This window comes from Ktedonobacterales bacterium, assembly GCA_036557285.1.
Lineage (GTDB): Bacteria > Chloroflexota > Ktedonobacteria > Ktedonobacterales > DATBGS01 > DATBHW01.
The window spans coordinates 66,174-79,841 of sequence record DATBHW010000011.1; the positions used below are offsets into that span (position 1 = coordinate 66,174).

Annotated in this window: 12 protein-coding genes; 7 read left to right on the top strand and 5 right to left on the bottom strand. The window is 58.3% G+C overall.

Features of this window, described 5'->3' with window-relative positions; all coding sequences use genetic code 11:
• Positions 1 to 241: 241 nt before the first annotated feature.
• The 3 genes from VH599_03930 to VH599_03940 all read left to right on the top strand — a co-directional run bounded on the left by VH599_03930 (position 242) and on the right by VH599_03940 (position 2,806).
• Entirely contained in the window at positions 242 to 526 is a 285-nt protein-coding gene (locus tag VH599_03930; protein ID HEY7347444.1) for an HU family DNA-binding protein, read from the top strand.
• A 274-nt stretch (positions 527 to 800) separates the two neighbouring features.
• The gene (locus VH599_03935) at positions 801 to 1,853 is read left to right on the top strand and encodes an ROK family protein (GenBank protein HEY7347445.1); all 1,053 of its coding nucleotides are present in this window, start codon (positions 801 to 803) and stop codon (positions 1,851 to 1,853) included.
• Positions 1,854 to 1,861: 8 nt separating this feature from the next.
• Entirely contained in the window at positions 1,862 to 2,806 is a 945-nt protein-coding gene (locus tag VH599_03940; GenBank protein ID HEY7347446.1) for a nucleoside hydrolase, read from the top strand.
• Here the strand turns inward: VH599_03940 and VH599_03945 are convergent.
• Both VH599_03945 and VH599_03950 read right to left on the bottom strand, forming a co-directional pair.
• Positions 2,763 to 3,383, bottom strand: a complete 621-nt coding sequence (locus VH599_03945; GenBank protein HEY7347447.1) for a DUF2085 domain-containing protein — start codon at positions 3,381 to 3,383, stop codon at positions 2,763 to 2,765. The genes VH599_03940 and VH599_03945 overlap by 44 nt on opposite strands.
• Before the next feature lie 3 nt (positions 3,384 to 3,386).
• A complete protein-coding gene (locus VH599_03950) occupies positions 3,387 to 3,680 on the bottom strand; it encodes a glutaredoxin family protein (protein HEY7347448.1) in 294 nt (97 codons plus the stop codon).
• A gap of 24 nt (positions 3,681 to 3,704) precedes the next feature.
• Here VH599_03950 and smc point away from each other — a divergent pair, with 24 nt between their 5' ends.
• The 3 genes from smc to VH599_03965 all read left to right on the top strand — a co-directional run bounded on the left by smc (position 3,705) and on the right by VH599_03965 (position 8,535).
• Positions 3,705 to 7,445: a chromosome segregation protein SMC gene (smc, locus tag VH599_03955; protein HEY7347449.1), complete on the top strand. Its 3,741-nt coding sequence runs from the start codon at positions 3,705 to 3,707 to the stop codon at positions 7,443 to 7,445.
• A 63-nt stretch (positions 7,446 to 7,508) separates the two neighbouring features.
• Positions 7,509 to 7,853 (top strand): tRNA-binding protein, encoded by a 345-nt coding sequence (locus VH599_03960; protein ID HEY7347450.1) that lies wholly within the window; start codon positions 7,509 to 7,511, stop codon positions 7,851 to 7,853.
• Positions 7,854 to 7,908: 55 nt separating this feature from the next.
• Complete coding sequence (locus VH599_03965) at positions 7,909 to 8,535, top strand: thymidine kinase (GenBank protein ID HEY7347451.1); 627 nt, start codon at positions 7,909 to 7,911, stop codon at positions 8,533 to 8,535.
• Between the two features lie 71 nt (positions 8,536 to 8,606).
• Here the strand turns inward: VH599_03965 and VH599_03970 are convergent, their stop codons facing one another.
• Positions 8,607 to 9,731 (bottom strand): citrate/2-methylcitrate synthase, encoded by a 1,125-nt coding sequence (locus VH599_03970; GenBank protein ID HEY7347452.1) that lies wholly within the window; start codon positions 9,729 to 9,731, stop codon positions 8,607 to 8,609.
• A gap of 208 nt (positions 9,732 to 9,939) precedes the next feature.
• Here VH599_03970 and VH599_03975 point away from each other — a divergent pair, with 208 nt between their 5' ends.
• Positions 9,940 to 10,233, top strand: a complete 294-nt coding sequence (locus VH599_03975) for a helix-turn-helix domain-containing protein (GenBank protein ID HEY7347453.1) — start codon at positions 9,940 to 9,942, stop codon at positions 10,231 to 10,233.
• 135 nt (positions 10,234 to 10,368) lie between these two features.
• Here VH599_03975 and VH599_03980 read toward each other — a convergent pair whose 3' ends face one another.
• Together VH599_03980 and VH599_03985 are read right to left on the bottom strand one after the other, a co-directional pair.
• Entirely contained in the window at positions 10,369 to 11,355 is a 987-nt protein-coding gene (locus VH599_03980) for a polyprenyl synthetase family protein (GenBank protein ID HEY7347454.1), read from the bottom strand.
• A gap of 141 nt (positions 11,356 to 11,496) precedes the next feature.
• Entirely contained in the window at positions 11,497 to 13,314 is a 1,818-nt protein-coding gene (locus VH599_03985) for a hypothetical protein (protein HEY7347455.1), read from the bottom strand.
• Between the last annotated feature and the right edge of the window lie 354 nt (positions 13,315 to 13,668).

A 13,668-nucleotide genomic window follows, 5' to 3' on the forward strand; every position in this document is an offset into this window, starting at 1 on the left:
TTTTCTTCAAGCCTTTTGTAGAGGGGGATGAGGCTTAAATGCTTGCTAGCATGTTATCGTTTGCTTTGGCGCCTTGTCTCACCTGATGTGGACCTGTATGCTTGTGTTCGCGCCAGATGTGTGCTATACTCGTTAGCGGTGTCAGGATTGGAGCGGTTCCGTGGCTTGGAAGGCAGCTCCAGTCTTGGGTTAGTAAGGTATAAGAATCACAAACACGTTGGTAAAAGGAGGCAAACCCCTTATGGCAGCCATTGGTAAGACTGAGTTGATTCGGCGGGTAGCTGGAAAAACAGGCAAAAGCAACAAGGAGACCTCTGATCTGGTCAACGAGACACTGGACGCAGTCCGTGATGCACTCAAGGCCGGCGAAGAGGTTCGTCTGGTGGGCTTCGGGTCTTTCTCTGTGAAGACAACGGCAGCCCGCACCGGCGTGAACCCGCAGACACGCGCCAAGATTCAGGTACCATCGAAGCGGCGTGTACGCTTCTCCCCTGGCAAGGAACTGAATGACGCGGTAGCGAAGTAACTATCCTTTTCGGCAGGGAACTGCTTTCCCGATCCCAGGGAGCAGCGGCAAAGAGACGCAATCTCTTTGCCGCTGCTCCCTGGCTTTTTGCTTCCTCTTTCTTTCTTTTGATTGTGTTCACAGGTGTAGGATGCTATGCTATGCTATGCTGAAAAAGGCGTATACACTGCGCGAGGGAGTGTTTTTCTGGCTCCTGAATCCCCAAACCCTAGAAGAAAGCGAGTGAGTTGTGAGTGAGCAGATCATAAGCGCTGGAGGATCTGGCGGGCCACTGATGATCGGTGTAGACCTGGGGGGAACGCAGGTACGCGCCGCGTTGGTGCAGGATGGCAAGCTGCTCTCGCGGGTAGGCTATCTGACCCAGGATGAAGACGGATTTGAGGCGGTCCTGCGGCGCATTAAAGAGGCGATTCGCCAGGCTGCTCAGCAAGCTGGCGTTCCGCTAGAACAGGTGATAGGTATTGGTATCGGCGCGCCAGGACCGCTGGATAGCCACACCGGGATTCTCTTTGCACCCCCGAACCTGAAGGGCTGGCGGAATGTGCCGCTGCGCCAGCTACTCTATGACGAGTTTAGCCTGCCGGTGTATTTGGGCAATGATGCCAATCTGGCCGGGCTAGGCGAGCATATCTACGGCGCGGGACGTGGGGCGCCCGATATGATTTATGTGACGGTGAGTACGGGCATTGGTGGCGGCGTCATTATCGGCGGGCGTGTGTTGGAAGGGGTGAGCGGGACGGCTGGTGAGATTGGGCATATGACGATTGATATTCATGGGCCGCGCTGTAACTGTGGCAATACCGGTTGCCTGGAGGTGCTGGCGTCGGGGACGGCCATTGCCCGGCGCGCTGCCGAAGCTATTGAGGAGGGTTTGGGGGATGGCATGCTGGCGGTAGCGCGAGAACTCGCTGCTCAGAAGAATCCGATGATAGATCAGGCTGGCCGCAGCAGCCTCTCGCCGAAAACGGAGATTGCCCCCTTACCCGCAGAGGTTCAGATAGATGCGGTGATGGTGGTGGAGGCGGCGCGTCGTGGCGACAGCGTGGCTGCCGGGATTATGCGCCGGGCAGCGGAGAATGTGGGGGTGGGTATGGTCAATCTCATCCATCTGTTCAACCCAGGGTTGATCGTGATCGGCGGCGGCGTTTCTAAGGCAGGGCCACTGCTTTTTGAGCCGGTGGAGCGAATTGTGCGCGAGCGGGCGATGGAAGTGCCGCGCAAGGCTGTGCGGATTGTCCGCGCCGAGCTAGGCGAAAACGTTGGCCTGTTGGGTTCGGCGGCCAACGTGTTGCAGCATTATAAAGGGACTTCAGAAGAGTTACGCTGAGGAGTAGTATGCAGCGCATTCTGTTGGATTGCGATCCAGGCCATGATGACGCCATTGCGATTCTGTTGGCAGCGCGCTCGCCAACTCTTCAACTTGAGGCGATTACCACCGTTGCCGGAAACCAGACGCTGGAGAAAACGACGCGCAACGCGCTGAAAGTATGCAGCATGGCAGGCATTCGGACAGTTCCTATCGCGGCGGGGATGGATCGCCCGCTGGTGCGCGATTTGCGTGTGGCTGCCAACATTCATGGAGCATCGGGGCTGGATGGTCCGTCGCTGCCTGAACCAGACCTCGCGGTTGCCCCCATTCATGGAGTTGATTTGCTGATCGAGCGGCTGCTGGCTTCGAGCGGCGATCTGACGATTGTGGCGACTGGGCCGCTGACCAATGTTGCTGCGGCAATGCGCCGGGAGCCGGGCATTGTTCCTAAGATTCAGCAGATTGTGCTGATGGGCGGCGCTATTGGCCTGGGGAATACGACACCTGCCGCTGAGTTCAATATCTATGTGGACCCGGAAGCGGCGCATATTGTCTTTGGCTGTGGTCGGCCTGTTACCATGATTGGTCTGGATGTGACGCATCAGGCACAGGCAACCCCTGAAGTGCGCGCTCGCATTCGCGCGCTCAGCAGCCCGGTAGCGCATCTGGTAGATGACCTGCTGGGGTTTTTTGGCGAGACCTATCTTCAGGTGTATGGTTTTCCCGCGCCGCCGGTACATGATCCTTGCGCGGTGGCCTGGGTGATTGACCCCACACTGATCAGCAGCCGACCGATGCGCGTCGAAGTAGAACTGCGTGGGGAATGGACCACAGGCCGCACAGTTTGTGATCGCTATGGCAGAACCGGCAGGCCCGCGAATGCGGAAGTTGGCCTGGAGTTGGACGTTCCGCGCTTCTGGAACCTGCTCATTGAGACGCTGGCTTCATATGGGGAACAAGATCGCGCGTAATCTCTTCAAGATGGGGCAGCACAAACCAGGCTGCCCCTAAGCCAAAGAGGAAGCCAGTAATGGTGCGCAAGATGAGATCGCTCTCGCGCCAGCCTAGAAGCTGGGTTCCTCCATCAAGCGCCATTGGCAGGATGAGCAGCAGCCAGAGCCTCCAATCCAGCGGATGCACAGTCCTACGCAGACGCGGGATGATTGCCAGAGCCAGACCAGCGAGCAAGAATGTAGTGTATATTGCTAAACATCGCTCGCACAGGCAGACCTGATGCCCAAAGAGGTAGTAGGAGTGGGAGGGTATCTGGTCGCAGAGGCCATGATAGGTGTGGAGGAGCCAGGAGGCAGGCGCGTTTTCGCCAAAATAGGCGAGGATTGGACCAAGAAAAGCCCCGCCAATAAAGACGGCCAGCACGCTGTTGAAGAGCGCCAGCCAGTGCTGCCCAAAGAATCGTGCGCACAGCTCTGCAACGCGCACCACGCTGCGACTGAATGCCTTGCGTCGTGGCGAAAGCCCCTCGATATGCTGATCCCATTCCCCTGTCTGAGGCAATGCAGGTAGCGTTTTGTCGGGTTCTTGCTCCATGAGCTATGTCCTCTGGCTCTGGAAAGCCCTCCACAAATCTTCCTGATTGATACGGCCCTCCACAGTGGCCTGGCCGTTGATGATGATGACCGGGATGCGATAGCGATACGTCTCAAAGATGCTGAGATCGGTTCTGATGTCGATCTCGGTCAACTCAAAAGGAATATCTGTCGCCAGTTCTTCCAGTAGATCGCGGGCGTCGTCGCAGAGATGGCAGCCCGCTTTGGTATAGAAGACCACCTTATAGACATCTGCCCTGGGTATGGCAGGTTTATTGCTATCTTGTCTCACAGGCATGCTCCAGGTTCTCTGCTCTGTGATATGATAGCATGGCCCGCCAGAGTCGGCAAACACATTGATACGTTTCTGCTGGAAGCGAACCATCTTGAGGAGGGCTTGCCCAGGGTGTATCTCAAGCGTCTGGAATTACACGGGTTTAAGAGCTTTGCGGCGCGTACTGAGCTGGAGTTTGCGCCAGGCATTACCGCTATTGTTGGCCCTAATGGCAGCGGGAAAAGTAATGTGGCCGATGCGGTGCGCTGGGTGCTTGGCGAGCAAAGCATGCGCCAGTTGCGCGGCAAAAAGAGCGAGGACATCATCTTTGCTGGCGCCCAGGGCAAGGCGGCAATGGGAATGGCGGAGGTTTCGCTTCTGCTGGATAACAGCGCGGGCTGGCTGCCCTCGGAGTATACCGAGGTGAAGATGACGCGGCGCAGCTATCGCTCCGGTGAGAACGAATATCTTCTCAATAATACCAGGGTTCGTTTACGTGATCTGCTGCTGCTGCTGGCGCAGGCGCACATCGGACACGATTCGTATACAGTGGTTGGGCAGGGGCTGGTGGATGCGGCGCTGAGTTTGCGCGCCGAGGAGCGCCGCAGCCTCTTTGAAGATGCGGCGGGCATCCGCCATTTTCAGGCGCAGCGCGATGACGCCGAGACGAAACTGCTGCAAACGGAACAGAATCTGAGTCGGCTGCATGATATTCTGGCCGAGATCGAGCCGCGTCTGGCGCCGCTGGCTGAACAAGCGCGGCGCGCGCGAGAATACGCCGTTGTTCAGGAAGAGTATCAGGGCAAGCTTTCGACATGGTATGCCCAGCAATGGAAAAGGCTGGAAACGCAGCGCCAGCGCGCCGAAGGGGTCGAGGCCGAGCGAAGCACTGAATTGACCCGGATTCAGGCGCAACTTGCTGGCGACGATGAGCACCTGCGCGAGTTGCGTCTGGAGCGCGAGCGCGTGACAGCCCAGGCGGTGGGCCTCCGCAAGACGCGCGGCGAATTGCTGAATCGGATACAGACGCTGGAGCGCGAGGCGGCGGTGGCTGAAGAGCGGCTGGACAACCTTTCGCGCCAGAGCGGCGAATTGACGCAGGAACAAGAGCAGCAGCGCCAGCAGGTAGCAGCGGCAGAGCAACGTGTTGCCGCATTGCAGCAGGAGATGGCGGAACTGGCCGAAAAGGTGGCCGACGGCTCAGACGCTTTGCAAGCGATGGAGCGCGCGGTTGCTTCACTGCGCCAGCAGCAGGAGCGGGAAGAAACTCGCCTGCGCGCGTCACAGCGCGAGGTGATTCAGACTCAGACGCGCCTGGGCGCTTCACAGAGCGAGCTAGGGCGTCTTCAGCGGCAACTGGGTGAGCGCAATCGCGCGCTGGCAGCCCGGCGTGAGACGCTGGCGCAGAGCCAGGAACGCTTAAATGCTGCACAGAGCAAGTTGGAGGCGCAGCAGCAGTTGTTGACGGCAGCGCAGAGCGAGGGCGAGCAGCTTGCCGAGCGCCGTCAGGAGCTAGCGCGCGCGATAAGCGAAGCTCAGAACGAGCAGGAGGCATTGCGCGAGGCGCTGGGTGATGCCCAACGTGAGCGGCGCGGCGTTGCTGATCGGCTGGCATTGCTGCGCGAGTGGCGCGACAACTTGAGCGGCTACGGTGATGGGGTACGCGCACTGCTTCAGGCGCCCGCTGGCAAAATCCCTCCCATTGTTGGGACGGTGGCGCAACTGGCGGCGGTTCCAGAGGGGATGGATATAGCCCTGGAGGCGGCTTTAGGGCCACTGCTTCAGGCGGTGGTAGTTCGCTCGGCGAGTGATGCGCTGACTTGCCTCGATTACCTGCGCTCAATTCGTGGTGGCCGGGCATTATTGGTCTGGGCAAGTGATGAGGGGCGAGCCAATCCAGCCTATGCTGGCGGCGCCTCGACCAAAGCTGCCGATGGGAAAGCTGACAGGTATCTGGGGCAGCGAGCATCGGCGCTTGTTTCCTCATCTCCAGAGTATCAGGCACTTTTTCAGCGCCTCCTTGGCGACACGGTGGTGGTACGCGATCTGGCGTCGGCGGGGAGTTATCTTGCAACGGCCACTGAAGGGAAAGCGGGCGCGCGTGCCGCAAGTGGCGCTGGAGAGGTGCTGCCTCAGCGTATTGTGACGGTGAGGGGTGAGGCGCTGCATGTGCAAGGCTGGCTGAGCGGCGGTCAGGACGCAGGCGAACATCAGGGGCTGCTGGCCCGCGAGCGCGAACTGCGTGAGCTGCCTGGGCAGTTGGAGCAGCACGATCAGGCTATCGAGCAGCAGGAGAAGCTGCTCACCCAGGCGCGGCAGGCGCAAGAAGAACGCAAACACCAGCTAGCTACCCTGGAGCGCGCTGCGCAGCAGGTTGAGGCGCGCCTGACGACACTGAACCGCGAGGCGTTGGGATTGCGCCAGGCCGCCGAGCGCGCGCAAAGCGAGCTACAGGTGGGCCGGTCGGTGGAAGAACAGCTTGCAGGGGAAGTGGTCGGTCTGGAGCAGGAATTGACCGCTGCCCAGGCGCGCGTAGCCGAACAGGAGTCGGCGCTGCGCGACGCTAATGAGCGAGCCGAGGAGGTGCAGGAAGAAGTGGAGGGACAGGCGCGCCAGTTTCGGGAGCGCCAGGAGGAACTGAGCCGCCAGCGCACCACTCTGGCGGTTCAGAAGCAGGAAGAGAAAACGCTTGCACAACATCTGGAGCAGCAGCGCACTCAGGCGCGTGACTTCGGCGCGCAGATTATCCGGCGGACCGAACGCCTGACAGAGATGGAGCGCCAATCAACCGCCCTGGCGACTCAATTGGAGCGCCAGAAGGCAGAACTGGACGATCTGCGCGCGCAATCCCGTGATTTTGGCGCGCGCTTACACGAAGCCGAAGAGCAGGTGGCAGAACACAACCGACAACTGTTGGAACTGGAACAAGGTCAGGGAGATTTGCGTCAGGAGCAGGCGAAGCTGGAAGTTGAGTATCGTCGCTGCCTGCTCGATGTGCAGCGCAGCCATGATGCCGTTGAGGCGCTGCTGCAACAGATGCAGGAAGAGTTAGGGCTGAGTGATCCGGCGCTCTTACCTCAGCAGGGAAACGATGAGCATGGCGGCCAGGATGGAGAAGCTGGCGAAGGATCGGTGCGGCGCCAGATTGAAGGGTTGCGCGCCCGTCTGAAAGAGTTGAGCAGCCACGACCCCAATGCGCCCAAGGAATATGAGGATGCCCGCGAACGCTACGAGTTTCTGACTGCGCAGGTGCAGGATATGGAGAGTGCCGCCGCGAATCTGCGCCATCTGATTAGCGAACTGGATACGACGATGAAGCGCCAGTTTGAGGAGACGTTCCATGCGGTGAATGAGCATTTCCGCCGCCATTTCACTACGCTGTTTCGTGGCGGCGCGGCGCACCTGGAGTTGACGGCGCCAAAAGATGAGGAACGCAACGGCCCAGCCGGAGGTGTTGAGGTGGTGGTGCAGCCGCCAGGGAAAAAGGCCCAGGATCTTTCGCTTCTTTCGGGAGGCGAGCGGGCGCTGGTTTCGGCTGCGCTGCTGTTTGCCTTGCTGGAAACGAACCCGCCCCCGTTCTGTTTGATGGATGAGGTGGATGCGGCGCTGGACGAGACGAATGTGGCGCGCTTCTGCGATATTCTGCAAGCCCTCGCAGAGCGCACACAGTTTATTGTGGTGACGCATAACCGGGTGACAATGACGGCAGCCGGGGCCATTTATGGGGTCTCGATGGGTACCGATAGTGTTTCCCGCATTCTTTCGATGCGTATGGCAAGTGTTGGATAGCCTGCGCTTTTCAGAGAACGGTGAGAGAATGGTGCGTCAGAGCTATGATGAGGAGGTTGGTTGATGACGTTGCCAATAGTGACGTTTGAGGATTTTCAACGGGTAGAAATGCGCGTAGGGCGCATCGTCGCGGCTGAGCCGTTTCCTGAAGCGCGCAGGCCAGCTTATAAGCTGCGCATTGATTTTGGGCCGGAGATTGGTGTGAAACAGTCGAGCGCGCAAGTGACCACTCTCTACAGCCGCGAAGAGCTAGTTGGTCGGCTGATTGTGGGCGTGGTCAACTTTCCGCCGCGCCGGGTCGCGGGGTTTAATTCAGAGGCGCTGGTGCTTGGCGCAGCCGACCTGGAGGGAGCAGTGGTGCTGCTGCAACTGGAGCGCGATGTTCCGCCAGGGGCGCGCATATTTTAGGGTTCGGGACCGCGCGCTTTGGGGCGCAAAAGATATATTGCTGAGGGATGGCGCTATGGAGATTGGATCGCACACGCGGAGCAATGGGATGCTGCCGCGCCCCCATGTCTACTATCTGGAAATGATTGTTGGGCCAATGTTCAGCGGTAAATCGGAGGAACTGATTCGCCGGGTGCGGCGGGCAATGATTGCTGAGCAGCAGGTGCAGGTCTTCTATCCGGCTCAGGATACGCGCGCCAATAACGGGTCCATTATCTCGCGCAATGGATTGAGGGTCGTGGCCGAGCAGGTGGAGAAGATAGCAGTTTGTCGTGAGCGATTGTTCGCGCTGCCCCAACTGCCAGAAGTGGTTGCCTTCGATGAGGCGCAGTTTTTTGACGCTGAATTAGGCCCGCTGGTGGAAGCATTGATCGGCGGCGGCGTGCGGGTGATCGTCGCCGCGCTCGATCTTGATTTTGCTGGCCGCCCGTTTGGCCCTACCATCCCTCAATTACTGGCAATTGCGGATCGGGTTGATAAGCTCACGGCGGTCTGCGCGGTCTGTGGGTCCGAAGCAGCGGTACGCTCGCAGCGCCTGGTGGATGGCCGCCCCGCGACGAAAGATAGCCCCCTGGTGCTGGTTGGCGATACGGCGGAGGGCTATGAGGCGCGCTGCCTCCGCTGCTACGAACCGCCGGGATAAGTCTTTTGCCCGGCGGGTCGTTCCTGTTCTCTTAGCACGTTGCGCGCGCTTTTTCTTTGCTTTGCTTTATCTTATGTGCGTCCAGCCAGAACTGGATAGGGGAGATCGAGCGGGCCGACATACTCCGCTGCCGGGCGGATCAGCCGATTATCGCTGACCTGTTCCAGAACGTGTGCAGTCCAGCCAACAGCGCGGCTGGCGGCGAAGGTGGGAGTATAAAAGTCGGCTGGCAGCCCTACGCCGCGCAGCACTGCCGCAGCGTAAAACTCGACATTGGTATAGAGCCGGTGACCAGGCTTGTATTCCTCCAGCAGACGCAAGGCCACGTCTTCCACATGATGCGCCAGGGCAAGCCATTGGGCGTCTTTTTCACCCGCCAGATCTCCGGCTAGCTTGCGCAGAGCTACTGCTCGCGGGTCTTCGGTCTTATAGACGCGATGTCCAAAGCCCATGATGCGATGCTCTTGCTCAAGCTCCTGACGCAGCCAGGGTTCGACCTGTTCCTCTGTGCCAATGGCTTCCAGCATTTCGGCAACTTTGGCTGGAGCTCCGCCATGCAGCGGCCCTTTCAACGCGCCGATAGCTCCGGTGACGCTGGAGACAAGATCGGAGAGCGTGGAAGCGATCACGCGCGCGGTGAAGGTCGAGGCGTTCATGCCATGATCGGCGGTCAAGACCAGATAGGCGTCGAGGGCGCGAACCTGGCTGGGGGTCGGCTCTTTGCCGCTGAGTAGATAGAGGTAATTGGCGGTATGGCCCAGATCGTCACGCGAAGCGATGATCGGCTCCCCCTCTCGATGCCGCTGAAATGCTGCCAGGATGGTTGGGATTTTGGCGGTAAGGCTGATGGCCTGCTCCACTGAGGGAGGAGCAGCAAAATCGTCCATGCTGCCCAGCGCAGAAACGGCGGTGCGCAGCATATCCATTGGGTCAGCAGTCTCTTGATGCTGTTGGATGATCGTGATGACACGCTCCGGCAGGGTGCGCTGTCCGGCCATCTGTGCGCGCAGTTGAGCGAGTTCGCTCGCGTTGGGGATTCGGCCATACCAGAGGAGATGGGCAACTTCTTCGAAGGTGGCACGCGCTGCGAGGTCGCCAATGTCATAGCCGCGATACATCAATCGGCCAGCGGTCCCGTCAACCAGGCTCAACGAGGTGGTGGCTGCAACGACACCTTCCAGTCCCTTTCCAGTCATGGTGTGCTTCTCCTTTGAGGGTTGATCGCCTGCTGGCTCCAGGAAGCCGATGCAGGCCGTGAAAAACATGTATTTTTATGTATTATAGTTGATTTATATTGATTTGTCCAGATACAGGTTGACGAATCTTCTGATTGGCCCGTATACTGTTGATGACACACGATGCTATTCTTGTCCTGTCCCTGTTCTGGAAAGGGGGGAAAGCAATATGATGGTGATGAATGGGGAAGAATACCTTACGGCTGAAGAGGCGCGGGGCGTGCTAGGTGTGAAGGCGGCGACGCTGTATGCTTATGTCAGTCGTGGGCTGCTCGCCAGCTATCGCCAGGGGATTAAGCGGCAGCGGCTCTACAAAAAGAGCCAGGTAGAGGCGCTGATTGGCTTGAGGCCGGGCAGCAAGGCTGATGAGCCTGTGGAAATATCAGCGCCAGCTTCCAGAACTGATGCTGGTGGAGATGAACAGCAGATTCCGCTGGCGGAATCATGGATTCCCTATACATAGGTATGCTGCCAGGGGGTTTGCCTGATTTTTTTACATCCTGTCCAGGCTGCCAGCGTCTGAAAGTGCCTATCGGCTTTCAGGCGCTGGCAGTGGCTTCTGAGGAAGTAAAGGCACGGTCGAAGCCTGGTCTTACCTCTAGCGGTGCCGCGCCAGCACGAAGTAAGTTAATTCCTCTAGCACTTGCCGGTCTTTGTTCAGCGGAAAGGTGTTGAGCGCGCTGCGGGCGCGCAACGTGAAACGCCCGGCTTCATCAAAGGCTGCGTGGATGCCTGGCCCCTGAGCCACCCAGCGGATAATGGCGTTCAAGCGATCATCGCTGGAGTTTTTGGTGGCAATCAACTGCTGTATTTCATCGCTGTGGCCGTTATTCTGTGTTTGGAGTGCGTAAATCAGGGGAAGCGTAATCAGCCCCTGGCGCAGATCGTTGCCTGCGGGCTTGCCTATGTCTTCTTTCAAGCCGGTGTAATCAAGCACATCATCAACGATCTGGAAGGCAATGCCTAGGTTCAGACCAAAATCATACAACGCATCTGCTTGCTCTGTTGTGGCGTTACTGACAATTGCGCCGCCTTTACAACAGGCGGCTATCAGGCAAGCCGTTTTACGAGAGATACGCTCAAGATACGCATCAACGGAGAGATCAAGCTGGCCGGCGGAGAGGGTTTCCAGAATCGTTCCTTCACAGACGGTAGCGACGGTGTCGGAGAAAAGACGAATGACGCGGGTGTCATTGAGGTCGGCGATAATACCTGCGGTGCGGGCGAAGAGGTAATCGCCAAGCAGGATAGCCACTCCCTCCCCCCAACGCGCATTGATGGTGGGGATGCCTCGGCGGGTGTCGGCGTGGTCAATGATGTCATCGTGAACCAGGGTTGCCAGATGGACCATCTCAAAGGCGACACTCACCAGCAGGAGTTTCTCAAAAAGATAATCGCCAAGCTTGCCAGAGAGCAGGGTGAGAGCCGTTCGTAGCCTTTTACCTGGCGAGCTTAGCGCGTGGGCGCTGGCTAAGTTAAGAAGATCGAGTTCAGAACTGGCGCGCTCCTGAAATGTCTGCTCTACAACGTCAAGGTCTTGCTGGATGCCCGAGAATAAGCGGCTCAACGTGGCCGTGTCGTTCATGGCAGCCTCCCGAATGGTCGTGAGACATTTTATCAGTAGGTAGGGCACTCAACGTCATACGGGGTGCCCTCCCGCCTCACTACATAAGATTATAGCATGGGTCTGCCAAAGGCACAGGTAAAGGAGCGCAGGATACTCTCCTCAGTTACTGGTTGAGGGGGTAGAAGAATCGCCCGGCTGCTCTGCTGCATCTGGTGTGCTTTTCTGGGAGTGATGGCCGTCATCTGTCTGAAGGGCTGGGCGCATCGTGAAGCTTTCGAGCCGCATGGGTTGAGTGGACTCGCGTTCCAACATCATAAGCTGCTCGGCCCCTCGTATCAATTCGCCAATCTGTGGGCGCATGTGCCGGTTGGGGCGTGGGATGCGCTGCCATTGGTTGATAGCTGCGTTATAGTAGCCAGCGCGATAGCAAAAATAGCCAAGGACGGTGCGGGCGTCATAGATGGTGACGCGCTGCCAGAGAAACGCCTCCTCTATCAGATTTTGGATGGCGTCTTTGCCTACCTCTGGCACTGTTTCGACCAGATGATACATGGGCTTGCCAAAGAGCAGGAAAGGATAGCCGTAGAAGAGGGCAAGCTGGCGTGGGCTGGTCTTTCTGAAAGGATGCAGGCCGACGAAATAGCTGCGTGTCCAGCGGCCACTGCGCCAGACGATGATGGCAATCAACAGCGCGACGAAGCGAGCAAGATAGCGCTCCCAGGTGAAGGGCGCAAGCGCAGCAGCGACGGCCAGGATAGCAAAGCCAGCGCCGAGAGTCCAGGCGCCATAGACCAGTCGTCTGCGGTCCCAGCCCAGCAAGTCAAAGTGGTGGTGCATGGGTGTTGCCATGAAGGGCAGCGGAAATTCGGTATGGGGGACCGTTGTTTTCGCATCGGTATAACGGACAACCTGCAAGAAGCGCCGGAAGAAGCGGGTCAGGATGCGCGCCGAGTAGAGGGCTGAGAACCCTTCAAGGACAAAGGCACCGCCAATAAAGATGAGCGGCAGTTCCTGGCGGGAGACAATGGCGATCAAACCAAGGAGGCCGCCGAGGCCAAGCGCGCCACTATCGCCCATGTAGATGCGCGCGGCACGCCTGGCCTTGCTGTGTCCACGCGCTGCCCAGGCTGACGGCCAGTTATGCGGCAAAAAGCCCAGCGCAGCGCCCGCAGCAGCCAGGCTTACCAGGACTAATGGGCTGCTGGCAGGGTCATACTGAGCCAGGATGATGACGGCAAAGGCCAGCGCCGCGCTGACAATGAGACCCCCTGCCAGGCCATCCAGGCCATCGGAGAAGTCCACAGAAAGCGAGGTAGCACTGCTGACGGTACTGGTCAGCAAGAGGAAAAAGATCGGCCAGGCAAAATGAACGTGCTTGAGGAGTTGACCAAGCAAGGGAACGTCGCTGTAGGGGGAGTAGGCAAACTTGGCGGACGGGACCAGGCGATTGAGCGCCGCGCCAACGAGCAGTGAAACCAGCAGCACCCCGATGAATTTCTGTAGTTCGGAAATGCCGGTGCCCCGGCGGAACTTTTGGAAATCGTCAACGAATCCAACCAGCGTGAAGCCTGCCAATCCAGCCAGTAAAATGGTGAGCAGTACCCACTGATCATGCGAGATATTGAGGAACCAGCCAGTGATAACGCTCGCAGCGATAGCTGCAAGAGCCATCGCGGGTCCACCGACGAGGGGCAGTTCCATTGCTGAAACCTCGCGCCCGCCCGCCGGCTGCTCTACCCGTCTGCTGGAGGAGTTCAGGTCGAAGCGGAAGCTGCCAGTTGATTGGTCTGGTCGGAAGACACCAGGCTTACGTTCACCACTGCGAAAGCGCGGAAACAGCCGACGTGCTATCAGGCAGACTATCAAACTCAGTGCAAATGCAGCGATAAAACCAAGCAATATGAGTATATCGGTATCAGGCAGAGAGACGGATGGAGATACGGTAAGGAGTATATTGGTGAGAAGAAAACTCGTCATAGCACCTCTACCCCTATGGGCGCTTGCATTTCAGATGTGTGAGATGACGTTGTTCATAAGAGAAGGCAGTATTTGTATGGTTCGTTGTGCGCTTCTGATGTGTAGAACGCCTTGCTGACAAAGCCAGTAACAGATATGGCCTTCCGGGCTAAGAGAGCAAACACTCACTTTTAGCGATGCGCCTCTATTGTATCATGGTTCCTCAGCAATTGCACCAATTTCTGAGTTTGTGTTACAGCTAGCCGTTGTGCGCCAGAGCGGTGTCATTCTATGCAAGTTTCGTGCGCTTCCAGATAGAAGACGCCTTGTAGGTGGTGTGATTGCTCCACCCCATCTTGAAGGTGATTTCGGGTG